At 71.1% G+C, this 23,825-nt stretch carries 20 protein-coding genes and 3 tRNA genes; 12 read left to right on the forward strand and 11 right to left on the reverse strand.

Features of this window, described 5'->3' with window-relative positions:
• Window positions 1–23: 23 nt before the first annotated feature.
• From ACZ4VI_RS12385 to ACZ4VI_RS12405, 5 genes are all read right to left on the reverse strand, one after another.
• Complete coding sequence (locus ACZ4VI_RS12385; RefSeq protein ID WP_467999132.1) at window positions 24–206, reverse strand: hypothetical protein; 183 nt, start codon at window positions 204–206, stop codon at window positions 24–26.
• 177 nt (window positions 207–383) lie between these two features.
• Entirely contained in the window at window positions 384–4,052 is a 3,669-nt protein-coding gene (locus tag ACZ4VI_RS12390) for a S8 family serine peptidase (RefSeq protein WP_467999133.1), read from the reverse strand.
• A gap of 123 nt (window positions 4,053–4,175) precedes the next feature.
• On the reverse strand, window positions 4,176–5,438 hold the full coding sequence (locus ACZ4VI_RS12395; RefSeq protein WP_467999134.1) for an MFS transporter: 1,263 nt from the start codon (window positions 5,436–5,438) through the stop codon (window positions 4,176–4,178).
• Window positions 5,435–5,881: a GNAT family N-acetyltransferase gene (locus ACZ4VI_RS12400; RefSeq protein ID WP_467999135.1), complete on the reverse strand. Its 447-nt coding sequence runs from the start codon at window positions 5,879–5,881 to the stop codon at window positions 5,435–5,437. The genes ACZ4VI_RS12395 and ACZ4VI_RS12400 overlap by 4 nt, the downstream gene beginning before the upstream one ends.
• A gap of 90 nt (window positions 5,882–5,971) precedes the next feature.
• Window positions 5,972–6,463 (reverse strand): MarR family winged helix-turn-helix transcriptional regulator, encoded by a 492-nt coding sequence (locus ACZ4VI_RS12405; protein WP_467999136.1) that lies wholly within the window; start codon window positions 6,461–6,463, stop codon window positions 5,972–5,974.
• Between the two features lie 109 nt (window positions 6,464–6,572).
• On the opposite strand from ACZ4VI_RS12405, the gene ACZ4VI_RS12410 reads away from it, so the two are divergent.
• From ACZ4VI_RS12410 to ACZ4VI_RS12425, 4 genes are all read left to right on the forward strand, one after another.
• Window positions 6,573–6,989 carry an organic hydroperoxide resistance protein gene (locus ACZ4VI_RS12410; protein WP_467999137.1) on the forward strand — a complete coding sequence of 139 codons (417 nt, stop codon included), beginning with the start codon at window positions 6,573–6,575 and terminating at the stop codon, window positions 6,987–6,989.
• A gap of 191 nt (window positions 6,990–7,180) precedes the next feature.
• Complete coding sequence (locus ACZ4VI_RS12415; protein ID WP_467999138.1) at window positions 7,181–7,495, forward strand: hypothetical protein; 315 nt, start codon at window positions 7,181–7,183, stop codon at window positions 7,493–7,495.
• A 157-nt stretch (window positions 7,496–7,652) separates the two neighbouring features.
• On the forward strand, window positions 7,653–8,042 hold the full coding sequence (locus ACZ4VI_RS12420) for a DUF2267 domain-containing protein (RefSeq protein WP_467999139.1): 390 nt from the start codon (window positions 7,653–7,655) through the stop codon (window positions 8,040–8,042).
• A 241-nt stretch (window positions 8,043–8,283) separates the two neighbouring features.
• Window positions 8,284–8,697, forward strand: a complete 414-nt coding sequence (locus ACZ4VI_RS12425; RefSeq protein WP_467999140.1) for a DUF5133 domain-containing protein — start codon at window positions 8,284–8,286, stop codon at window positions 8,695–8,697.
• A 26-nt stretch (window positions 8,698–8,723) separates the two neighbouring features.
• On the opposite strand, the gene ACZ4VI_RS12430 is transcribed toward ACZ4VI_RS12425, so the two are convergent.
• A complete protein-coding gene (locus ACZ4VI_RS12430; protein ID WP_467999141.1) occupies window positions 8,724–11,615 on the reverse strand; it encodes an AfsR/SARP family transcriptional regulator in 2,892 nt (963 codons plus the stop codon).
• A 155-nt stretch (window positions 11,616–11,770) separates the two neighbouring features.
• Between ACZ4VI_RS12430 and ACZ4VI_RS12435 the strand changes: the two genes are divergently transcribed.
• From ACZ4VI_RS12435 to ACZ4VI_RS12450, 4 genes are all read left to right on the forward strand, one after another.
• Window positions 11,771–12,307 (forward strand): carboxymuconolactone decarboxylase family protein, encoded by a 537-nt coding sequence (locus tag ACZ4VI_RS12435; protein ID WP_467999142.1) that lies wholly within the window; start codon window positions 11,771–11,773, stop codon window positions 12,305–12,307.
• 87 nt (window positions 12,308–12,394) lie between these two features.
• Window positions 12,395–12,979 (forward strand): NADPH-dependent FMN reductase, encoded by a 585-nt coding sequence (locus ACZ4VI_RS12440; RefSeq protein ID WP_467999143.1) that lies wholly within the window; start codon window positions 12,395–12,397, stop codon window positions 12,977–12,979.
• Entirely contained in the window at window positions 12,976–13,407 is a 432-nt protein-coding gene (locus ACZ4VI_RS12445; RefSeq protein WP_467999144.1) for a nuclear transport factor 2 family protein, read from the forward strand. The genes ACZ4VI_RS12440 and ACZ4VI_RS12445 overlap by 4 nt, the downstream gene beginning before the upstream one ends.
• Before the next feature lie 46 nt (window positions 13,408–13,453).
• Window positions 13,454–13,786, forward strand: a complete 333-nt coding sequence (locus ACZ4VI_RS12450; RefSeq protein WP_467999145.1) for a hypothetical protein — start codon at window positions 13,454–13,456, stop codon at window positions 13,784–13,786.
• A gap of 411 nt (window positions 13,787–14,197) precedes the next feature.
• Here ACZ4VI_RS12450 and ACZ4VI_RS12455 read toward each other — a convergent pair.
• From ACZ4VI_RS12455 to ACZ4VI_RS12465, 3 genes are all read right to left on the reverse strand, one after another.
• Window positions 14,198–14,271: transfer RNA gene (locus ACZ4VI_RS12455), tRNA-Ile, on the reverse strand.
• Window positions 14,272–14,446: 175 nt separating this feature from the next.
• A tRNA-Asn gene (locus ACZ4VI_RS12460) sits at window positions 14,447–14,519 on the reverse strand.
• Window positions 14,520–14,524: 5 nt separating this feature from the next.
• Window positions 14,525–14,597: transfer RNA gene (locus ACZ4VI_RS12465), tRNA-Asn, on the reverse strand.
• Window positions 14,598–14,766: 169 nt separating this feature from the next.
• Between ACZ4VI_RS12465 and ACZ4VI_RS12470 the strand changes: the two genes are divergently transcribed.
• The 4 genes from ACZ4VI_RS12470 to ACZ4VI_RS12485 all read left to right on the forward strand — a co-directional run bounded on the left by ACZ4VI_RS12470 (window position 14,767) and on the right by ACZ4VI_RS12485 (window position 20,598).
• Complete coding sequence (locus ACZ4VI_RS12470) at window positions 14,767–15,078, forward strand: YtxH domain-containing protein (RefSeq protein ID WP_467999146.1); 312 nt, start codon at window positions 14,767–14,769, stop codon at window positions 15,076–15,078.
• Window positions 15,079–15,163: 85 nt separating this feature from the next.
• Complete coding sequence (locus ACZ4VI_RS12475; protein WP_467999147.1) at window positions 15,164–16,603, forward strand: FGGY family carbohydrate kinase; 1,440 nt, start codon at window positions 15,164–15,166, stop codon at window positions 16,601–16,603.
• A gap of 330 nt (window positions 16,604–16,933) precedes the next feature.
• Complete coding sequence (locus tag ACZ4VI_RS12480) at window positions 16,934–18,667, forward strand: ABC transporter ATP-binding protein (RefSeq protein WP_467999148.1); 1,734 nt, start codon at window positions 16,934–16,936, stop codon at window positions 18,665–18,667.
• Complete coding sequence (locus tag ACZ4VI_RS12485; protein WP_467999149.1) at window positions 18,667–20,598, forward strand: ABC transporter ATP-binding protein; 1,932 nt, start codon at window positions 18,667–18,669, stop codon at window positions 20,596–20,598. Before ACZ4VI_RS12480 ends, ACZ4VI_RS12485 begins: the two co-directional genes overlap by 1 nt.
• Here the strand turns inward: ACZ4VI_RS12485 and ACZ4VI_RS12490 are convergent.
• A complete protein-coding gene (locus tag ACZ4VI_RS12490; RefSeq protein WP_467999315.1) occupies window positions 20,595–21,797 on the reverse strand; it encodes an RNA polymerase sigma factor in 1,203 nt (400 codons plus the stop codon). The two genes, ACZ4VI_RS12485 and ACZ4VI_RS12490, sit on opposite strands and share 4 nt — an antisense overlap.
• Before the next feature lie 84 nt (window positions 21,798–21,881).
• A complete protein-coding gene (dnaG, locus tag ACZ4VI_RS12495; RefSeq protein ID WP_467999150.1) occupies window positions 21,882–23,807 on the reverse strand; it encodes a DNA primase in 1,926 nt (641 codons plus the stop codon).
• Window positions 23,808–23,825: the final 18 nt, after the last annotated feature.

Consider the following 23,825-nt stretch of genomic DNA (forward strand, 5'->3'; position numbering starts at 1 on the left):
TCCATGGTGGCTCAGGAAACGATTCAGTCGCCCTGGCAGTCGCTGAAGTCGCCGCAGACGACGAACGTGATGTCCACGGGGCCGTGCTCCACGAAGTAGCTGGAGTTGTCGTCGCCGAAGTCCGGACCGCCGTGGGCGAAGGCCGTACCGGAACCGGCGAGGACGGCCGCGGCGGCCAGGGCGAGGGTTGCGATGGTCTTGCGCATGAAAACCTCCTGACGAGCGGGGTTGCTCACCTCGGAGCCTCGCCGGGGCATAGGACAGCGGCAAACGCTGACGGGCGTTCGGGGCATGGGATCGTCCATCCGAGGGGGCGCCCCCGGAGGTCGGGCGGGCGTCCTGGGGCATGCGCCGGGACGCCCGTCGGCCGTCAGGCTGCCGCGCTACCTCACCCCCACCGCCCGGATGATCTCCTGCTCGACCGCGCCACCACGGTCGTCGGACGCCCCCGCCCGGAAGGAGACGTACCGCGCGCCGTCCGGCACCCGCAGCTCCCCCGTCCAGGACGCCCCGCGCGAGGAGGGGCGCAGGGCAACGCTCTGCCAGGTCGCGCCGTCGTCGTACGAGACCTCCAGCGCGCCGCCGCCGATCGTGCCGGTGCCGGCCGCGCCCTTCACGTACTCCGCCGAGATCCCGACGGGCACCCGGCTGCCGCCGCGCACATCGCCCTTGATGTCGGTGTCGACGTCGAACCCGAGGTTGATCAGCGGGAGGAAGGTGGAGCGGTCGGACGGGGTCTCCTTCGAGCGGAAGGTCCACTCGGCGTGACCCCTCGTCGACAGCCGCCAGCGCGCCGGGTCCAGCGTGGTGTCGGTGACGACCTTGAACTCGGCCTCCTCCGCCGGGGCTTCCCAGGCGTAGGCACCGGAGCTCATCCTGCGGTCGACCCGCGTCCCGTTCACCCACACCTCGGTGAACTGGGTCATCGAGTCGTCGCTCCACACGTTGCCGAAGCCGGTGTGGTCGGGTCCGGAGTCGCCCCAGCCCGGGGTGTTGAAGCGCGCCTGGTTTCCGGAACGCTCCTGGCCCCAGCCGAGCCCGGTGCCGAGCCACGGGTGCCAGACCGGCTTGAACCACTCGCGGTGCGTCGAGCTGTCCGCCCGGTAGGAGACGATCCCGCCGCGCTGTTCGAGGGAGTCCTCGAGGTCGACGGACTCGTGCCAGCCCTGCCCGGGGCCGGTGGAGACGTACTCGGTCCGCTCGGCCGGGAAGGCGATGTACTCCTTGAAGCCGAAGCCGACCGGGAACGTGTCGGTGATCGAGTAGCGGAACTCGCCGCCGAGCTCCTCGCGCCCGGTGGGCATGTGGAACGTGGAGCGTACGGTGGCGAGTTCGTCCTCGTCGGGCCGGAAGACCAGGTCGGACGGGATCGCGCCCGGGTGCCCCTCGGAGAGGTCGTAGACGTACGGCGGGTACGGCGTGCCGGTCACGTCCACGCGGTCGCCGCGCGCGGCGGCCGAGGCCAGCCGGGCGCCGTCGGCGGAGTTGACGGTGGCCACGGTCAGCGGCCTGTCCTGGTAGTCGGCGGTGCCGAACCAGGCGTTCAGCCGGCCGGGGGCGTCGTCGGTGACGAACAGGAGGGCGGCGCCCGCGTCCTGGGCGATCTGCGCGACGGCGACGGGCGTCAGCGCCCCGGCACGGACCAGGACAGCCTTCCCCTTCACGTCCTTGCCCGCGTACTCGGCGGCGGTTCCGGTTCCCGCGTCGACGACTCCGAGTCGCGACCGGCCTTCCCGGGTGGCCGTGCCGGGCTGCTGGACGACGTCAGAGAGCCCCACGCCACCGGTCACCGCCTCCAGGCGCGGCGTGCCGAGCCGCCAGACCGTGCGGTACTCGAAGGTGCCGGTGGCGGGCTTGCGGGTGGGCGCGGCGAAGACCGAGTCGTACCTCACGGGCAGCTGGACGGCGCCGCCGTAGGAGGCCCCGTTCGCCTCCCGGTCGAACTCCATCACGAGCTGGCGGGTCTCGGTCCGCTTCTCGACCTCGGCCCTGATCTCCTTCAACTGCCGCCCGTCGAGGGTTATCTCACGGTCGCGGTCGAGGACGATCTCCGGGTCGGTGAGGAAGCCGAGGCCGAGGGAGTCCTTGCCCTTGGAGCCGCGCACGTCGAGGAAGGACGAGACGGTGTACGTGCCGGGCGGCAGGCGCAGTTCGAGCGTGCCGGACTCGCCGACGGTCGCTGGGAACGGGTCGTAGCCCTCGGCGAGCCGCTGGACGCCCAGGAGGGCCGAAGTCGGGGCGCCGTCACGGTCCTTGACGCGGACGGTGAGGTTATAGCGCTCCTCCTCCTTGACCAGACCGAGCGCGGTGTGCGCGACGGGCATGCCGGCGGCGGAGGCGGTGATCCGTCCGCAGGAGTTGCCGACGGAGGCCTTCGTGCCGTCGCCGGTGACCGTGGTGCTCGCGCTGGAGCGGGCCGGGACCGTGAGGGTGGTGTCGGCGAGGGCGGCGACGCCCGCGGGCATGCCCTCGACGGCGAGGTTCAACTCCACTGCCGCGTCGGAGTGGTTGGTGTACGTGACGGTCCTGGTGACCGGCTTGTTCGCCTCGTACGGCCAGGAGAAGAAGCCCAGGTCGGCGGAGCCGGTGGCGGTGACGTCCCCGTTGATCGCGGCGGCCACGTCGATCCGGCCGGCGCCGAGCGCGTACGCCGAGTCGGTGAGCGTCTTCGACGAGGACATCAGCGCGTCCTTCAGCTGCGCGCCGGTCCAGTCGGGGTGCTTCTCGGCGAGGAGCGCGGCGACACCGGCGACGTGCGGGGTCGCCATCGACGTACCGCTCATCGAGGTGTAGAGGCCGGTGCCGGGGACCAGTTGGGAGCGGGCGGCGAGGATGTCGACGCCGGGCGCGGAGAGGTCGGGCTTGAGTGCCTGGTCGCCGAAGCGCGGACCCTGGCTGGTGAAGTACGCGGCCTGGTCGGCGGAGTCCACGGCGCCGATGGTCAGCGCGGAGTCCGCGGCGCCGGGCGAGCCGATGGAGCCGGGGGCGCCGCTGTTGCCGGCGGCGATGACGAACAGCGCGCCGGTCTCGGCGCTGAGGCTGTTCACGGCCTGGGCCATGGGGTCGGTGCCGTCGCTCGGCTCGCGCGAACCGAGGCTCATCGAGACGATCTTCGCGTCGATGTCCTTGGCGGCCCACTCCATGCCGGCGATGATCTCGGACTCGCTGCCGGAGCCCTCGTCGCTGAGGACCTTGCCGACGGCGAGGGTCGCGCCGGGCGCGACGCCCTTCTCCGCGGCGCCCTCGGAACCGGCGCCGCTGCCGCCGACGGTGGAGGCGACGTGCGTGCCGTGGCCGTTGCGGTCGGCGACCTCCTGCCCCTCGATGAAGGACCGGGACTCGGTGACCCGGCCGACGAGGTCGGGATGGGCCAGGTCGGCCCCGGTGTCGAGGACGGCGACCTTGACACCCTTGCCGGTGAGCCCGGCCTCCCACGCCTTCGGGGTGCCGATCTGAGCGTTCGACTGGGCCATCGTGGCCTCGACGCGGCCGTCGAGCCAGACCTTGCCGCCCGCCGAGCGGGCGGTGGGCGACGTGAACGACCGCCAGAACGCGGCCGGGTCCGTCGCCTCCACCGCCGCACCGCCGATGCTGGGCAGCGCGCGGACGGTCTCGGTGCCGCGCGGCGCGGCGGCGCGCGCGCCCCTGCCGTACGTGACGATCAGCGGCAGCTCGTCGGTGATGCCCTGCTCGACGAGGCCGCTGACGTCGAAGAGCCGCTTGTCCAGGGCCCCCGAGTCCAGGTAGGGACGGGCCTCGTCGGGGACGACGGTGACCCGGCCGTCCGATATCTCGCTGCGTACGGCTCCGGTGGCGCCCTTGGCCCGGTCGACGGTGATGGCCTTCTTGCCGCCGCCCAGTTCGGTGACGGTGACGCGGTCTCCCGTGATGAGGGTGACGGTGGTGCTCTGCGCCGCGGCGCCCGTGAAGGTGTCGGGTACGGCGGGGTCGGTGGTCCCCCCGGCAGCGGCGGTCTGCCCTGCCGAGAGCAGCACCAGGGAGATGCCGGCGGCGAGCAGCCCGGCCCTTCCTCCTGCGGAAGGTCTGATCATCGACGCACTCCTCGGCGCCCGGGGGAAGGGTGGTTCCGGGCGCCGCGAGGAGTCTGTTCCTGACGGAGGCAGTTGAATACGGAACGGACAGGCGGCTATGTGCCGTGGCGGCCAACCGCCAGTTCAGGCAGAGGGGTTGAGGGAGTCGTACCGTCGGAAACCCCGCCCGTAGAGGGCAAGGACGCCAATTGCCAGAACACAGGCGATACCACCGCCGGTGATGGCGACGGCCGGGGAGGTCAGATCGGCGACCGCGCCGGCGAGGAAGTCGCCGAGGCGCGGCCCGCCCGCGACGACCACGATGAAGACGCCCTGGAGCCGGCCGCGCATCTCGTCCGGCGCCGCGACCTGCATCATCGTGTTGCGGAAGATCATCGAGACGGTGTCGGAGTAGCCCGCGAGGGCGAGCAGGAGCAGCCCGAGCCAGAGGTTCCGGGTGAGCCCGAAGACGGCGATCGCGGTGCCCCAACAGGCGACGGCGACCAGGATCGCCTGCCCGTGGTGCCGGATGCGCCCCTGCCAGCCGCTGAGGACTCCGCCGAGCAGCGCTCCGGCCGCGGGGGCGGCCGCGAGCAGTCCGGTGGTGGTGGCGTCGCCGTCGTACCAGAGGACGGCGACGACGGGGAACAGCGCGCGGGGGTGGGCGAGGATCATCGCGCAGAAGTCCGAGAAGAACGTCATGCGCAGGTTGGGGCGGGTGGCGAGGAAGCGGAGCCCGTCGAGGACGGAGGCCCGCTTGGTGCCGGTCCGGCCGCCGGTTCGCTCGGGGAGCATGGAGGGCAGCCGCCACATCGCGTACAGCGCGGCGGAGAAGGCGACGGCGTCGATGAGGTACGCGATCTGGAAGCCGCCGACGCCGACGATGAGGCCGCCGAGGCTCGGCCCGACGAGCGTCCCGAAGGTCATGACCATCGAGTTGAGCGCGTTGGCGGCGCGCAACTGCTCGGGCGGCAGCAGGCGCGGAATCATCGAGCTGCGGGCGGGCGAACTGAGCGCGGCGCAGACCGACTGCAGGGCCACGATCGCGTACAGGAACCAGACCCGGTGGAAGCCGGCGAACGCGGCCGTGGCGAGGGCGGCGGAGAGCACGGCGGAGCCGGTGGCGCTGGCGAGCCCGAGCTTGCGGCGGTCGACGGTGTCGGCGATGGCGCCGCCGTAAAGACCGAAGACGATCAGCGGCACGAGCGAGAACAGCCCGACGAGCCCGACGGAGAACGGCGAGCGGGTGATCTCGTACACCTGGAGCGAGATCGCGAGCGCGGTCATGCCCTGGCCGACCCAGGAGACGGTGTTGCCGAACCAGAGGCGGCGGTAATGGGCGGAGGTACGCAGCGGGGTGAGGTCGGCGAAGACGCGGCGGCGGTCGGCCTGTTGGGTGTCGCTCATGCGACGTCGAACCGGAGCTCGGGCCGGTCCCAGTGGATCCGCCCGGTGGCCTTGACGGTCCCGGTCCGGCGGGCACCTGCCCGCAGATAGAACTCCTCGGAGGGCGGATGCGCGACGACTCGTATGGACGTGAGCCCGGCGGCACGGGCCTGCCCGACCATGTGCTCCATCAGGAGCCGCCCGATGCCGCGCCCCTGGGCCTCGTCGGCGACGAAGGCGAGGTCGAGCTCGGCCTCGTCGAGGAGGAGGGCGTAGAACCCGAGCACGCGGTCCCGCTCGTCGACGGCGACGAATACGGCGTGGTGCTCGATGTACGCCGCTCCGACCGTGTACCCGTCGACCATGGCGGCGTAGTCCCCGCGGTAGGCGCGCGACTTCCGGACGAGGCGGGTGAGCCGCCGTGAGTCGTCGGCGGTGGCGCGCCGGATGGTGAGGGAGGACATGATCGGAGTATAGGGATGGTGTCCAGGAAGGGGCCTTACATTTTTTCCCGGGTGACTAGCCGGGTGACTGGCCGGGTGCCCACCCGGTGACTAGCTGAGGGCGCCCAGCGCCCCCAGGGCCTCCGGGTCGGCGGCGTCGAGGCGGGCGGCCAGGGCGTTGAGCTGGGTGCGCAGGCCGCGGATCTCCTCCAGGTCGAGGCCGGTCGCGGCGGCGATCCGCTTCGGCACCCCGAGGGCCTTCTCGCGCAGCGCGATCCCGGCCTCGGTGGGGCGCGCGGTCACGGACCGCTCGTCCTCGGGGCTGCGCCGCCGCTCGACGTATCCGGCCGCTTCCAGTCGCTTGAGCAGCGGGGACAGCGTGCCCGAGTCAAGGCGCAGCCGCTCCCCGATCCCCTTCACCGGCAGCTCGCCGTGCTCCCAGAGCACCAGCATGACCAGGTACTGAGGGTAGGTGAGCCCGAGCTCCTTGAGCGCGGCGCGGTAGACGCCGTTGAAGGCGCGGGTGGCGGCGTGCAGTGAGAAGCAGATCTGGTGGTCGAGCCGGAGGAAGTCTTCGTCGCGGACGGTGTCGAGCGTCTCCATGCCTCCAGGGTACGGGACACCTCATCGCGAGCCATTCAGTTGTGCACAACTGAATTGCACGCTACTGTCTACCTCAGACCCCGACCGAGAAGCACGGAAACGAGGACCCATGAACGCGATCTACACCGCCGTCGCCACCGCCAACGGCCGCGAAGGCCGCGCCGTCAGCTCCGACGGCCACATCGACCTCCCGCTCGCCCACCCCCAGGCCCTCGGCGGCAACGGCCAGGGCACCAACCCGGAGCAGCTCTTCGCCGCCGGCTACGCGGCCTGCTTCGCCAGCGCGATGGGCGTCGTGGCACGCCAGGAGAAGATCGACATCGCGGACGCCTCGATCACCGCCGAGGTCTCCATCGGCAAGGACGAGACGGACGGCGGCTTCGGCCTCGCGGTCGTCATGCGCGCCGAGTTCCCCGACCACCTCCAGGGCGAGCCGGGCCGCGAACTCCTCGAGAAGACCCACGCGTTCTGCCCGTACTCCAAGGCGACCCGCGGCAACATCCAGGTCGAGCTCGTCGTCGAGTAGTCGCGAGAACGGCGCCGGCGTCACTCTTAGTGACCGATGGAGCGATCTGATGCTGATCGCCCGACGATGCGGCGGAGGTGACGGCATCCTCAGGTCGTCACCTCGGTGCGGCTGTGGCGGAACGCCCTCTCGGTGCGGCTGTGGCGGAACGCCCTCCGCATGCGCGAGCCGTTTCCTCCTACGCTCGACCCATGACCGAGAACGAGATCCAGCTCAAGGCCATCGCGGCCCTCACGGCACTGCGGGGTGGCGTCGGAGCGGATTACGTCTCCGACCTGCTCGGCGAGGTCATTCCCACGCAGTTCGTCGTCCCCGACACCGACGACCCGGCGGAGGTCGGTATGGCCGTACTCGGCCAGCTCTCCGACCCGCTGAGCGCCTTGATCAACGGCTTCGTGCTGGCCTTCGAGACGGTCGCTGACGCATACGACCGGACCGAGCCCGAAGCGCCCACGGACGCGATCCTGCAGGCACTCGCCCTGGACATCGCACGTGACTCCGACTGACCTTGTCGTCATATGGATGACGTGCTAGAAGGGAGTCAGGTGAGGCCATGCGGCCGGATGCCCGCTCACCGGGCATCACGTCGAGGCGGAGGACGAGGGAACGGCTCCCCTCCCCCTCCCGCACCCCGTCCTCCGCCCCTCACAAGGGGATGAAGCGATGCTCACGGACGTGTTCCTCAAGGAAGTCCGGGAACGCGGGGAGTACGACGCCGACCACGAGGCCGACCGCGCCGCCCGTGTCGTCCTGGCGCTCCTCGGCGCCCATCTGGTCGGCAACGAACGCGCCGAACTCGCCGCCCGCCTCCCCGAGCTGTACGCGTTGATCCTGCTCAACCCGCTCCAGGCCGCCGAACCGCTGCCTCCCGATCGTTTCGTGCGCGCCACCGCCGCATGGATCGAGGGCGCCACGGACGAGACCGCCCAGTGGGACATCGGCGCCGTGCTCAGTACGGTTGCGGACGCCGCCGGCAGTGAGCTCACGCACCGCATCCTGATGCAGCTCCCCCCTGGGTACGACGTGCTCTTCGGTCGTCCGTCGTCACCGTGAGCGCCCCGGTGGCGGGGCTGGTGTCCGTCCCTGAAACTGGGCATACCTCTCGTGCTCGCGTTGCCGCCGCACCTGTGCCGGCCCTGAGACGAAGGGACACCAGATGGCGATGATGCCTCCCCCCGAAGCAGAAACGTCCAGACCTGCTGCGCCCGACCGGACTCCGAGCCCCGCAGACGAGAACACCCACGGACCCCACATCGTCGGACCGGCCACCCAGGCCACGGCGATCGGCATCCTGATGGCCAGGACGCCCTGCACCGCCCCCACCGCCCGCGAGATCCTGGCCGCCGCCGCGCACAGAGGCGGTGTCACCGTGCCCTTGATGGCCCGGGCCATCGTCGATCGCTCACGCGGTCTACCGCTGCCGAGCGGCATCGACCGGGGACTCCGCGTCGCCATCGAAGCAGCCCGCGCTCCCGCGGCCGGCATGTTGCACGGACTCATCCCAGGACGAGGCAGTACAGCGGCCGTGCTGAACCGCTTCCGCGAGTGCCAGGCACGACTCCACCGGGCTCCGGGAGACGCGACCGCACACGCGGCCATGGACGACATCGCGTACACCCTGTGTGTACTCATGGCCCGACGCACGGTGCACGACGCCGTCACAGCGGCGGAACAGCACCTCTCCACGTCTCCTCACCACGCACCCTGAAAAATCGGATCGCTCGGGTAGGTGGTCTACGCCGGGGCGTCCAGGACCTCGTGGAGTTCGTGGAGCTCGCTCGCGGCCTCCATGCCGAGGTCGGCGTACTGGTCGAGGGCCTGACGTGCGTAGGAGCGGGCCTTGTCGGGATCGCCGAGGTCGTGGTGGGCGCGGGCGAGGCCGTGGGTGGCGCGGGCTTGTTCGGGCCGGTTGCCGGCGTCGGTGGCGAGGGTGAGGGCCGTCGTGTGGGAGTCGAGGGCGAGGGCGGGTTCGCCGAGGGCCTGTGCGGCCTCGCCGAGGCCGTTGTGAGTCTCGAAGTCGTAGCCCTGCTGGTGGTGTTCGCGGTGGACCCGCAGGGCCTGGCGGTGATGGTCGAGGGCTTGGCCGGGGCGGCCGAGCCGGCGGTGCACCACCCCGAGGTAGTCCAGGGTCGTGGCCTCGCCCAGGTGGTGGCCGACGGCGCGGTAGAGGTCGAGGGCGCGGCGGAGGTGGTCGAGGGACTCCTCGTAGTGGGCTTTCTGTTCGAGGATCAGTCCGATTCTGGCGAGGCTCGCGGCCTCGCCGACCTTGTCACCGGCCTCGCGGAAGAGGGGGAGCGCTCTTCGGTAGTGGTGGTCGGCCTGCGGGGACCGGCCCTGTCTGCGGTGGAGGTCGCCGAGGTGGTTCAGCACCCGTGCCTCACCGGCCCGTTCGCCGGCCTCGCGATAGAGGCGGAGGGCTCGGTCGAAGGCGTCGAGCGCCTCGGCGTGACGGCCCTGGTGCGAGTTCAGCCGTCCGAGGTCGGTGAGTGCCCGCGCCTCGCCGGACGTGTCTCCGGCGCTCCGGCACGCCTGGACGGCGTGCGAGTGCAGGGTTCTGGCGTCCTGGTGATGGGCCGACACGTCGAGGTAGTGGTACAGCGCGAGGGCCAGGCCGCTGGTGTACGCGGATCCGCCACACTCGGCGGCGTGGACGCCGGCGGCGACGAGATTGGACCGTTCGGCCGCCAGCCACGCGGTGGCGTGGGCGGTCGTTTTGAGCGGCACCGCCGGGGTACCGGGCGGGGACACCTGGGGCCGCCGCCACCGGCCCTCGGGGAAGAGCACGTCCATCGCCGCGCACGTGCTGTGGAGGAGGTGGTCGAGGAGCCGGGTGAAGGCCCCGCGCCGCGACTCCTCGGGCTCCTCCGCCTCCGCCGTCGTGCGGGCGTGCTCGCGCAGCAGGTCGTGGAAGGTGTAGCGGCCGGGGACGTGCTGGGCCAGGACGTGCGCGTCCAGCAGGTCCTCCAGGAGGGTCTCGGCCCGGTCCAGGGGCAGGTCGGCGAGCGCTGCGGCGGCGTAGGCGTCGAGGTCGGTGCCGGGGTGCAGGGCCAGGAGACGGAACATCCGCCGCTGTGCCGGGTCGAGTTGCTCGTACGAGAGCGTGAAGGCGGCGGCGACGCCCCGGTCGGCGGTGGCCAGTTCGGTCAGCCGCCGTGACGCGTCCGCGAGGCGGTCGGCGAGGTAGGCGACGGTCCAGCGTGGCCGGTGGTGCAGGCGGGCCCCGGCGATCCGTACCGCGAGCGGCAGCAGGCCACAGAGCCGTACGACGGCCAGGACGGCGTCGGGCTCCGTGACGGCCCGGTCGCCCACGATCGCGCGGAACAGGGCGAGGGCGTCCTCGACGGGCGGCACGTCCATGGACAGGGCCCGCGCGCCGTCCAGGTCGACGAGCCGTCGCCTGCTGGTGATGAGGACAAGGCTGCTCGACGGACTGGGCAGCAGGGGCCGGACCTGTGCCGCGGCGGCCGCGTTGTCGAGGACGATCAGGACCCTCCGGCCGGCCAGTTCAGCCCGCCACAGCGCCGACCGGTCCGCCAGCGAGGCCGGGATGCGTTCGGCGGGTACGCCGAGCTGGCGCAGCAGGACCTCCAGTGCGGCCTCGGCGGTCAGCGGTTCCTGTCCCGCGGTGTGTGCGTGGAGGTCGACGAACAGCCGGCCGTCGGGGTATTGGCCGGCCAGCCGGTGGGCGACGTGCACGGCGAGCGCGGTCTTGCCGATCCCGGCCATGCCGCTGATCGCGGAGATCGTCACTGTTCCGCCGTCGTCCGGGTGCCCGGTGACGAGCCGTTCCAGTTCGTCGGCGCGCCCGGCGAAGTCCGGTAGGTCGAACGGCAGGAACGACACGCCTCGCGGCGCGGGAGGCGGTCCCGGCTGCGGTTCGGCCGGGACCGGTACGGAGTCGGCGAGGGCGAGCGCGGGGTCGTCGCGCAGGATGCCGGTCTCCAGCGCGGTGAACGCCCGGCCCGGGTCGAGTCCCTGCTGGTCGGCCAGGAGCGTACGGAACGCGCGGGCGGCGCCGAGCGCCTCCGTCTGCCGTGCCGAGCGGTGCAGCGCGAGCATCAGTTGGACGTTGGCGCGCTCCCGCAGAGGGTGAGTCGCGACGCGCGCGGCAAGCTCGTCGACGAGCTCGTGGTGACGGCCCGCCGCAAGGTCGAGGTCGGCCAGCCTCTCGGCGACCGTCAGACGCCGCTCCTCCAGCCGCTCGCGGGCCCCGGCGACGTAGTCGCCGTTCACGTCGGCGAGCGCCTGCCCCCGCCACAGCCCGAGCGCGGCGCGCAGCCCGTCCGCGTCGGCGGCCGAGGACAGGCGGGTGAACTCCGCGAGGTCGAGCTGCCCGGGCTCGGCCCGGATCACGTATCCGCCCGAGCGGGTCAGCAGCGTGTCGCCGGCGCCCGCCTCGCGCAGGACCCGGCGGATCATCGCGATCGAGGCATGGATCTGCGCCCGGGCGGAGTCCGGCGCGGACGGCCCCCACATCGCGCCGATCAGCCGTTCGGTTCCGATGACGGTGCCGGCGTGCAGAAGCAGGTAGGCGAGTACGGCGCGGTGCCGGGGCTCGACCCGGGACACCGGCACACCCGCGGCCGACACCTCCACCGGCCCGAGAATCGTGTACCGCACACCCATGCAAGCCCCCCGCCCCGACAGCCGTCCCCGCCCTTCCTCCAAGGCCTCCAGAGGGGCCCATGGAGAAGGCATGGAGAACCTATCAACCACCACTCCCAAGATCGGTCCCATCAGGAAAGCCCGCCCCGGGCACCTTACGAAGGAGAGAACCGATCATGTCCCGTCTGCCCCTGATCCAGCCCGAGAACGCGACCGGTGCCGCCGCCGACCTGCTGGCCGGTGTCCAGAAGGCGCTGGGTGTCACCCCGAACATGACCAAGGCGATGGTCAACAGCCCGGCCGTGCTCAAGGCCTACCTGGACTTCTCCGGCGCGCTGAGCGGCGGCAGCCTCTCCGCCCCGGTGCGGGAGCGGATCGCGCTGCTCGTCGCCCAGGAGAACGGCTGCGACTACTGCCTCTCCGCGCACACCTACATCGCCACCAACATCGCCGGGCTCGACGCCGACGAGGCCGACCGCGCCCGCGCCGGTCACGCCTCCGACGCGAAGGCCGAAGCGGTCCTCGCCTTCGCCACGGCCGTCGTCCGCGCCAAGGGCGGGGTGGAGGACTCCGACCTCAAGACCGCCCGTGAGGCCGGCCTGAGCGACGGCGACATCGCCGAGGTCGTGGCCAACGTCGCCCTCAACGTCTTCACCAACTACCTCAACAAGACGGCCGACACCGACATCGACTGGCCCGTCGTCCGCCACTGACCCACTGACCCACTGACCCGGCTGGTCACCTCCCGGGGCCGGATCCGTCCGGCCCCGGGCCTCCCCACCGACACGATGAGAGGTCCCATGAGGATCCTGCTGGTGTGCGGCAGCGTCCGTACAGGATCGGTGAACGAAGCGACGCTGCGGACCGTACGCGCCGTCCTGCCGGACGGCGTGACCGCGCGGTTCGCCGCTCCCCTCGACGCCCTGCCCCACTTCAACCCCGACCACGATCACGACCCGCTCCCGCCCTCCGTCGCCGACCTGCGCGGACGGATCGCCGAGGCGGACGCGGTGCTGTTCTGCACCCCTGAGTACGCCGGCGCCCTGCCCGGAGCGTTCAAGAACCTCCTGGACTGGACGGTCGGCGGCACGGAGATCAACGACAGGCCCGTCGCCTGGATCAACGTCTCCACCGCCGTGACCGGCGCGCTGCCCGCGCACGACTCGCTGCGCCGGGTCCTGACGTACGCCGGAGCCCGGATCGTGCCGGAGGCGTGCCTCCGGCTCCCCGTACCCCGCCAGCTCATCAGCTCCGACGGGCTGATCCACGACCCGGCCCTGCGCGCCGAGCTCCTGTCCGGCCTCACCCGGCTGACCGCAGCGAGCCGCGCCCTCGCGTCCTCCGACGCGACCCCGCCCGTACCAGACCGAGGAGTCCTTCGATGAGCAACGACCGTCCCCCGCTTCCCCCGTTCACCGCCGAGACCGCCGCCCTCAAAGTCCAAACCGCGGAAGACGCCTGGAACACCCGCGACCCCGAGAAGGTCGCCCTGGCCTACACCCCGGACTCCGTCTGGCGCAACCGCGACGAGTTCCTCACCGGACGCGACGAGATCCGCGCCTTCCTCCGCCGCAAATGGGACAAGGAGCACGACTACGCGCTCCGCAAGAACCTCTGGGCGTTCACCGAGAACCGGATCGCCGTCCGGTTCACCTACGAGTGGCGCGATGCGAACGGCCAGTGGTGGCGCAGCCACGGCAACGAACTCTGGGAGTTCGCCCCCGACGGCCTGATGCGACGGCGCGAAGCCAGCATCAACGACCTGCGCATCACCGAGACCGACCGCACGATCTTCGGACCGCGCGACCGCTGACGTCCAAGATCCAGCACGAATCAAGTGAAGCAAGGGGGAGTGGGACATGTTCGCGGTGATCTACCGGTGGCGTCTCCATCCGGGCAAAGAGCGGCTGCTCATGGACGGCTGGCATCGGGTGACGTTGGCGATCCGCCGGGAATGCGGCAGCTACGGGTCGCGGCTGCACCAGGCGGACGACGGCACATGGGTGGCATACGCCCGCTGGCCGGACGAGGAGACACGTGCACAGTGCACCGTCCCCGACCCGGAGGGTGAAGCGATGATGCGCGAGGCCATAGCGGAGTCCTTCCCCGAGACCCGGCTACGCCTCCTCGACGACCTGCTCGCGGAACCGCGGGCATATCCGTCCAGGGCGGGGAGGCGAGAGCGGGCTTAGGTTCGCGATCTGGCTCACCGACGGCCGTCGGCCGCCGATCGCCGCCCCGGCCGCCCCACTCCACTGCCGCGCCAGCCCACCCCCGGACTCGCCGCCCCCGTTCCGCTCACCGCGACAGCCTGCGTGAGCGATGCCGCGCCGGCCCGTGACCGCTACGGGCGCTTGACCACGACCACCGCGTTGCTCACCGCGCGCTCGCGCGGTGCGGTGACGTCGCCTAAAGCCCCGTGATGAAGAAACGACTGTGGCCCCTGGATCGAATCCAGAGGCCACAGTCATGAGTGCGATGAAGTACATCCGGGTGACCCCGGCGTGTCGCTACGGGATCCCCGGCCACCCGGGGTGCACCGTGGGACGCAGGCGCCGCTGGTAGAGGTCAGGCGAAACCTTCCTGCGTCCACGAGCAGTCGGTGGGGCGGGTGGGACTCGAACCCACGGCCGACGGATTATGAGTCCGCTGCTCTAACCGGCTGAGCTACCGCCCCTGACGGTGGCGCGCGTACATGTGTGCGCGCCGTCTGCCGCAGCATAGCCGCTCATACGATCTCCTGCTCCGGATGGTCGGCTCTGCCACGCGCTGCTCGACCATGAGGACCGCGCAGCGTGGTGGATGGTTCCCGGACATAAGAAAAAGGACCCCTCAGGGTCCTTTTTCGCTTGCTCCCCCGGCTGGACTCGAACCAGCAACCCTCCGGTTAACAGCCGAATGCTCTGCCAATTGAGCTACAGGGGATCGCGCTCCCCCGACTGGACTCGAACCAGTAACCTGCCGGTTAACAGCCGGCTGCTCTGCCAATTGAGCTACAGGGGATTGCTGCGTTGCACCGAACGGATCCACCTCGGGTGTTCCCAGGCGGCGCGCGCTCGCTGCGACACATACATTAGCGCAAGCAGGGGGGTGCTCCGCCAATCGGTATGCCGTGGGCGCTCGTGGGCACCAGTGAGGCAACAGGGAAGCTCAAGGGAAGGGTGGTGCCGCCGTGCGGTACAAGCTGACGTTCGTCGTGGGGCTGGCCCTCGGTTACGTCATCGGCACGCGCGCCGGGCGCGAGCGCTACGAGCAGATGAAGAAGTCCGCGAAGGACTTCTCGCAGAACCCGGCGGTGCGCAACGCCGCCGAGTCCGCGGCGCAGACCGGGCGCGAGGTCGCCGGCAAGGCGTTCCACGCCGTGAGCGACAAGGTCGGCGACAAGCTGCCCGCGTCGGTCACCGACCGGATCCACTCGCTGCGCCACCACAACGGCCAGGTGGGCCAGGTGATCGAGGACGACTGGGGTGTGAGCAACACCTGAGCCGCGCGGGCAACCCGCCCGAAAGCGCGTCTCCTACCCCGCACACGCTCCCCCTACTCCTCCGCGTGCGGCAGAATCTCCCCCCATGGGGATAGTCGCCGGCTTGGACAGCTCTGCCGAGTTCACACGCATCGTCGTCTGCGACGCGGATACGGGTGCCGTACTGCGCCACGGGTACGCCCCGCACCCGGGGGAACCCAAGGCCACCGATGTCGACCCGCAGGCCTGGCTGCTCTCGCTCGGCGAGGCGGCCGGCGGCGGGCTGCTCGAAGGGGTGCAGGCCATCGGGGTCTCCGCCCAGCAGCACGGGCTCGTGCCGCTCGACCCGCAGGGCGGGCTCGTGCGGCCCGCGATGGTCGGCAACGACAAGCGCGCACAGGTCGCCGCCGCGGATCTGATCGAGGCGTTCGGCGGACGGCAGGCCTGGGCCGAGGCCGTCGGCTCCGTACCGCAGGCCGGGCAGCCGGTCGCCAAGCTCCGCTGGCTGGCCCGCGCCGAGCCGGAGAACGCCCAGCGCGTCGCCATGCTCCTCCAGCCGCACGACTGGCTGGTCTGGCAGCTCCTCGGCCGGCCCCTGCGCCGTACGACCGACCGTGGCGCCGCCTCCTCCACCGGTTACTGGTCCGCCGGCGCGGGCGCCTATCGACCTGATCTTGTCGAGTTGGCACTGGGGCATCAGGCCGTGCTGCCCGAGGTCATTGGGCCCGCCGACGCCGCCGGAACGACCCCCGAGGGGCTGCTGATCTCCGCCGGCACGGGCGAGACGATGGCCGCCGCCCTCGGTCTCGGCCTCGGGCCCGGCGACGCGGTCGTCTCCCTCGGCGCCTCCGGCTCCGTGATGGCCGTGCACCACGAGGCGCTCGCCGACCCGCAGGGCCTGATCACCTCCTTCGCCGACGCGACCGGCATGCACCTCCCCGTCGTCCACACCTCCAACGCGGTGCGGGCCCTCCGCGGTACCGCCGAGATGCTCGGCGCGGAGAGCCTGGAGGAGCTGTCGGCGCTGGCGCTGAAGTCCACGCCGGGCTCCTCCGGGCTCGTCCTGCTCCCCTACCTGGAGGGCGAGCGCACCCCGCAGCTGCCGCACACCGCCGGCACGCTCAGCGGGCTGCGCCGCGAGTCGATGAAGCCCGAGCACCTCGCGCGGGCCGCGTTCGAGGGCATGCTTTGCGCGCTCACCGACGCCATGGACGTACTGCGCGGACGCGGTGTCGAGGTGCGCCGGGTGTTCCTGCTGGGCGCCGCGGCCGGACTGCCCGCCATCCAGGCCATCGCCCCGGCGGTCTTCGGCGCGCAGGTCGTCGTCCCGCAGCCCGCGGACTACGCGGCCCTTGGCGCCGCCCGGCAGGCCGCGTGGGCGCTCGGGGTCTCGCGGGGCACGCTCTCCCCGGCCGCTCCCCCGGCCTGGCAGGGCGCCGCGGCCCAGGTCTTCGAGCCGGGCGAGGAGCTGGCCGTCGGTCAGGCGGTACGGCAGCAGTACGTGGCCACGCGGGAGCAGATCCACCCGGGTGCCTTCGCCTCGTAGCGGCATCAGTACGTGGCCACCCACACGTGGCCACCACGCGGGAGCAGATCCACCCGGGCGCGTCCGGCTGCGTGCGGGAGCGGGTGCGGGAGCGCGTCCGGCTGGGTGCGGCAGCGCGTCCGGCTGCATGCAGGAGCCCGTCCGGCTGCGTGCGGGAGCGCGTCCGGCTGCATGCAGGAGCCCGTCCGGCTGCGTGCGGCAGCGCGTTCGGCTCGTAGCGGGAGCACCTTCGCCCCGTAGCCCAACCGCGTTCGGCTTGTAGCGGAGTTGCTTCACGACTCGACAAAACCCGGTCGTAACGTCGCGGGGGCGCGGGCGATAGTAGGACCCGTGCTCCTACGACTTCTCCGAACCCACCTTCGACCGTACAAGAAGCCCATCGGTCTGCTGGTCCTGCTGCAGTTCCTGCAGACCTGCGCGTCCCTCTATCTGCCGACCCTGAACGCGGACATCATCGACAACGGTGTCGTCGACGGGGACACCGGCTACATCCTGCGGTTCGGCGCCGTGATGATCGCCGTCTCCGTGGTCCAGGTCGTCTGCAACATCGGCGCCGTCTACTACGGGGCGCGGACCGCCTCCGCGCTCGGCCGGGACGTCCGCGCCGCGATCTTCGGGCGGGTGCAGTCGTTCTCCGCCCGTGAGGTCGGGCAGTTCGGCGCGCCGTCGCTGATCACCCGTACCACCAACGACGTCCAGCAGGTCCAGATGCTGGTCCTGATGGCGTTCACGCTGATGGTCTCCGCGCCCATCATGTGCGTCGGCGGCATCGTCATGGCGCTCGGGCAGGACGTGCCGCTGTCGGCGGTGCTGCTCGCGGTCGTGCCGGTCCTCGGCATCTCGGTCTCGCTGATCGTGAAGAAGATGCGGCCGCTGTTCCGGACCATGCAGGAGCGGCTCGACACGGTGAACCGGGTGCTGCGCGAGCAGATCACCGGCAACCGGGTGATCCGCGCGTTCGTGAAGGACGGCTACGAGCGGGAGCGGTTCAAGGTCTCCAACACCGAGCTGACCGACGTCTCGATGGCGACGGGCCGGCTGATGGCGCTGATGTTCCCGACCGTGATGACCGTCGTGAACATCTCCAGCGTCGCCGTGGTCTGGTTCGGAGCGCACCGCATCGACAGCGGCGGGATGGAGATCGGCGCACTCACCGCCTTCCTCGCCTATCTGATGCAGATCGTCATGGCCGTCATGATGGCCACGTTCATGTTCATGATGGTGCCGCGGGCCGAGGTGTGCGCCGAGCGCATCCAGGAGGTCCTCTCCACGGAGAGCAGCGTCGTGCCGCCGACAGAGCCGGTCCGTGAGCTGGCGCAGCGCGGTCATCTGGAGGTGCGGAACGCGGACTTCCGCTACCCGGGTGCCGAGGAGTCGGTCCTGAAGGACGTGGAGCTGGTGGCCCGGCCGGGCGAGACGACGGCGATCATCGGTTCGACCGGCAGCGGCAAGTCGACGCTGCTCGGACTGGTGCCGCGGCTGTTCGACGTGACCGGCGGCGAGGTGCTCGTCGACGGCGTGGACGTACGGAAGCTGGATCCGGAACTGATGGCGCGGACCGTGGGGCTCGTGCCGCAGAAGCCGTACCTCTTCTCCGGGTCGGTAGCGACGAACCTCCGGTACGGCAAGCCCGACGCGACCGACGACGAGCTGTGGCACGCCCTTGAGGTCGCGCAGGCGGCCGACTTCGTGAAGAAGCTGGAGAACGGGCTGCACGCGCCGATCGCGCAGGGCGGCACGAACGTCTCCGGCGGGCAGCGGCAGCGGCTCGCGATCGCGCGGACGCTGGTGCAGCGGCCGGAGATCTATCTCTTCGACGACTCGTTCTCGGCGCTCGACTACCAGACCGACGCGTTGCTGCGGGAGGCGCTGAAGGCGGAGACGGCGGACTCGACCGTCGTGATCGTCGCCCAGCGGGTGTCGACCATCCGGGACGCCGACCGCATCGTGGTCCTGGACGAGGGCCGGGTCGTGGGCACCGGGCGCCATCACGACCTGATGGCGGGCAATGAGACGTACCGGGAGATCGTGCTCTCCCAGCTGACCGAGGCGGAGGCAGCCTGATGGCCGGTCCTGGCGGACGAATGATGGCCGGTGGCGGCCCCGACCAGCGGTCGGTCGACTTCAAGGGCTCCAGCAAGCGGCTGCTGAGGCAGCTGGCTCCCGATCGTGGCGCGCTGTGGCTGATGCTGATCGCCGCGCTGCTCAGCGTGGCGGCCTCGGTGGTCGGTCCGAAGATCCTCGGCAAGGCGACCGACCTGGTCTTCGCGGGTGTGGTCGGGCGGCAGATGCCCGACGGCACGACGAAGGCCCAGGCCATCGCGAGCCTGCGGGCCAAGGGCGATGACGGGATGGCCGACATGCTGTCCGGGGTCGACTTCACCCCCGGGCAGGGCATCGACTTCGCCGCCGTCGGCGAGGTGCTGCTGTGGGTCCTGGCCATCTACGTGGCGGCCGGTCTCCTCATGCTGGTGGCGACCCGGATGTCGATCAAGGTGATCAACCGGACCGTCTACCGGATGCGGGAGGACATCCAGGCGAAGCTGGCGCGGCTGCCACTGTCGTACTTCGACAAGGCCAAGCGCGGCGAGGTGCTGAGCCGGGCCACCAACGACATCGACAACATCTCGCAGACGCTCCAGCAGTCGATGGGGCAGCTGATCAACTCGCTGCTCACCATCGTCGGTGTGCTGGCGATGATGTTCTGGATCTCGCCGCTCCTCGCGCTCGTCGCGCTGGTGACCGTGCCGGTGTCGGTGGTCGTGGCGACGAAGGTCGGCAAGCGGTCGCAGCCGCACTTCGTGCAGCAGTGGCGGTCCACGGGCACGCTCAACGCCCATGTGGAGGAGATGTACACCGGCCACGCCCTGGTGAAGGTCTTCGGGCGGCAGGACGAGTCGGCCGCCGACTTCCGCGAGCAGAACGAGGCGCTGTACGAGGCCGGCTTCAAGGCCCAGTTCAACAGCGGTCTCATGCAGCCGGTGATGTTCTTCATCTCGAACATCAACTACGTGCTCGTCGCCGTGGTCGGCGGGCTACGGGTGGCGAGCGGCACGCTGTCGATCGGTGACGTGCAGGCGTTCATCCAGTACTCCCGCCAGTTCTCGATGCCGCTGACGCAGGTCGCGTCGATGGCGAACCTGCTGCAGTCGGGTGTCGCCTCGGCCGAGCGGATCTTCGAGCTCCTCGACGCCGAGGAACAGGAGCCGGACGCCCCGGCGGCCGGCGAGAGGCCCTCGGAGTCGCTGGGCAAGGTCGCCCTGGAGGAGGTGTCCTTCCGCTACGAGCCCGACAAGCCGCTCATCGAGGATCTGTCCCTGACGGTGGAGCCGGGGCAGACGGTCGCGATCGTCGGCCCGACGGGCGCCGGCAAGACGACCCTGGTCAATCTGCTGATGCGGTTCTACGAGGTGACGGGCGGCCGGATCTCCCTCGACGGGGTCGATGTGGCGAAGATGTCCCGCGAGGACCTCAGGTCCGGGATCGGCATGGTGCTCCAGGACACCTGGCTCTTCGGCGGCACGATCGCCGAGAACATCGCGTACGGAGCGGGCGGCGAGGTCACCCGGGAGCAGATCGAGGAGGCGGCGCGGGCCGCGCACGCCGACCGGTTCATCCGTACCCTGCCCGACGGCTACGACACCGTCATCGACGACGAGGGCTCGGGCGTCAGCGCCGGCGAGAAGCAGCTGATCACCATCGCGCGGGCGTTCCTGTCCGACCCGGTGATCCTGGTCCTGGACGAGGCGACCAGCTCGGTCGACACGCGTACGGAGGTGCTGATCCAGAAGGCGATGGCGCGCCTCGCCCACGGGCGGACGTCCTTCGTGATCGCCCACCGGCTCTCCACCATCAGGGACGCGGACGTGATCCTGGTGATGGAGAACGGCTCGATCGTCGAACAGGGCACGCACGACGAGCTGTTGGCCTCGCAGGGCGCGTACGCGCGGCTGTACGCGGCCCAGTTCGCGGAGGCGGTCGCGGAGGTCGACTAGTCCAGGTAGCCGCGCAGTTGGTCCGCGAAGGCGTGGTCCCGCAGCTTGTTGAGGGTCTTCGACTCGATCTGGCGGATGCGTTCGCGCGTCACGCCGAAGAGCCGGCCGATCTCCTCCAGGGTGCGGGGTCTGCCGTCGTCAAGGCCGTAGCGGAGCTGGACCACCTTGCGTTCGCGCTCGCCGAGGGTGGAGAGGACCGCCTCCAGGTGCTCGCGCAGCAGCAGGAACGCGGCCGACTCCACGGGGCTCGTGGCGTCGCCGTCCTCGATGAGGTCGCCGAGCGCGACGTCGTCCTCCTCGCCGACGGGGGCGTGCAGGGAGACCGGTTCCTGGGCGAGGCGCAGTACCTCGCCGACGCGCTCGGGGGCCAGGTCGAGCTGGGCGGCGACCTCTTCAGGGGTGGGTTCGTAGCCGCGTTCCTGGAGCATGCGGCGCTGCACCCGGACCACCCGGTTGATCAGTTCGACGACATGGACGGGGACGCGGATGGTCCGGGCCTGGTCGGCGAGGGCCCGGGACATCGCCTGGCGGATCCACCAGGTCGCGTACGTCGAGAACTTGTAGCCCCGCGCATAGTCGAACTTCTCCACGGCCCGGATCAGGCCCAGGTTCCCCTCCTGGACCAGGTCGAGCATGGTCAGCCCGCGCCCGACGTACCGCTTGGCGACGGAGACGACGAGCCGCAGATTGGCCTCGATGAGCCGCCGCTTGGCCATCCGGCCGAGGACGACGAGCCGGTCCAGGTCGAGCGCCAGCTGCGAGTCCAGGTCGGGGGTGCCCGCGAGCTTCGCCTCGGCGAAGAGCCCGGCCTCGACGCGGCGGGCGAGTTCGACCTCCTCGGCGGCGGTGAGCAGCGGGATACGGCCTATCTCCCGCAGGTACTGGCGGAAGAGATCGGAGGAGGGCCCGTTCCCGCCGACATCGACGCGGCGCGGAACCGGCTCCGGTTCGGGCGTGTCGTCCACGAACTCGGCGGGCTCGGGCGGATCGGAGGCCTCTGGCGGATCGGGGGCCTCTGCCGGCCCGGGTGGACCGGAGGCCTCTACCGGCTCGGAGGCCTCGGCCGGCTCCTCGGAGGCCGGTGCCTCCGGGTGGTGGGCGGCCGGGCGCTGCCCGGGCACGACATCCGTCGGGGACAGGGTCTGGGTCTGCACGGGGGCGACCTCCAGGTGATCGCTGCCGGTGCTCCGGGGGCTCAGGCACCGCTCCCCAGTGTGGGGTACGACACATCACCGCCACGAGGGGCGTGCGGTGACTTTTTGAGTTCGCCGGGTGACCGAACGTCAGAGCGCGGCGGCGCCGTTGGTGCGCAGCGACTGGGCGTACTGCGTGAGGACCCACAACTCGTTCTGTACGGCGGCGAGTTGGGCCGGGTCGGCGTGTGCGCCGAGGCGGGCCAGAGTGCCCTGGATGTCGCGGATGCGGCGGTCGACCGCGCGCAGCCGGACCGAGACGAGCTGGGCGCCCGCGTAGACCTCGTCGACGACCTTGGCGAAGATCGTCTCGACGGCGAGTTCGGTGACGAGCGCGCGGACGGTGTCGTTGGGCGCGGCCTCGCGGACGGCGGACAGGTAGTCGGCGGGCGCGCCGGTGGCGCCGCCCGCGTCCTGGACGCACTGGCGGACGGCCGCGTAGGGCGGGGCGGTGAACTCGTCGACGCCGTACGCGTCGAAGGCCGGGGAGACGAGCTCTGGGTGCTGGAGGGCGAGCTTGAGCAGTTCGCGCTCGGTGCGGTGCGCGGGGCTGCGCAGGTTGAGCGCCGGGCCGGAGGGCGCGGTGGGCGCCTGGGTGGTCTCGTACTCCCCCGTAGCCCTTCGGGCACGGGAGGCACCCCCATGCTGCGGGGCCGCCGGCCCGGGCGCGCCCCGGCCGCCGCGGTCGCGCTGCCAGCGGGCGATCTGCCCGACGCGCTTGACGACGAACTGGGTGTCGAGGATGCCGAGCATGCCGGCAAGCTGGACGGCGACCTCGTGCTGCGAGGCGACGTTCTTGATCCGGGCGACGATCGGCGCGGCCTCGTCGAGGGCGGCCGCGCGGCCGGCCGGGGTCTCCAGGTCGTACCGCTTCACGATCTGGCGGAGCGCGAACTCGAACAGCGGGGTGCGCGGCTCGACCAGTTCGGCGACGGCCTGGTCGCCCTTGGCGAGCCGCAGCTCGCAGGGGTCCATGCCGTCGGGGGCGATGGCGATGTACGTCTCGGCGGCGAACTTCTGGTCGTCCTCGAAGGCGCGCAGGGCGGCCTTCTGGCCGGCCGCGTCGCCGTCGAAGGTGAAGATGACGCGGGCCGAGCCGTTGTCCATCAGGAGCCTGCGGAGGATCTTGATGTGGTCGCCGCCGAAGGCGGTGCCGCAGGTGGCGATGGCGGTGGTGACCCCGGCGAGGTGGCAGGCCATGACGTCGGTGTAGCCCTCGACGACGACGGCCCGGCTGACCTTGGCGATGTCCTTCTTCGCCAGGTCGACGCCGTAGAGCACCTGGGACTTCTTGTAGATCGGCGTCTCGGGCGTGTTCAGGTACTTGGGCCCGTTGTCGTCCTCGCGGAGCTTGCGCGCGCCGAAGCCGACGACGTCGCCGCCGACGTCCCGGATGGGCCACATGAGCCGGCCGCGGAAGCGGTCGATGGGGCCGCGGCGGCCGTCCTGGGAGAGCCCGGAGAGGATCAGCTCCTTGTCGGAGAAGCCCTTGCCGCGCAGGAAGCGGGTGAGGTGATCCCAGCCGGCCGGGGAGTAGCCGACTCCGAAGTGCGTGGCTGCGGCCTGGTCGAAGCCGCGCTCGGCGAGGAACTTCCGGCCGATCTCGGCCTCGGGCGAGCCGAGTTGGTCGATGTAGTACTGGGTGGCGGCCTTGTGCGCCTCGACCAGCCGGATGCGCTCGCCGCGCTGGTGGCCCGGGTTGTAGCCGCCTTCTTCGTACCGCAGCATGATGCCCGCCTTGGCGGCGAGCCGCTCGACCGTCTCCGAGAAGGAGAGGTGGTCGATCTTCATCACGAAGGCGATGGTGTCGCCGCCCTCCTGGCAGCCGAAGCAGTGGAACAGGCCCTTGCTCGGGCTGACCTGGAAGGAGGGCGACTTCTCGTCGTGGAAGGGGCACAACCCCTTGAGGTTGCCGCCGCCGGCGTTGCGGAGCTGGAGGTACTCGGACACGACGGCGTCGATCGGGACCGCGTCCCGTACCGCCTTCACGTCGTCATCGTTGATCCTGCCGGCCACGCGGGAATTCTACGGGGG

Source organism: Streptomyces sp. NPDC029169 (genome assembly GCF_055563935.1).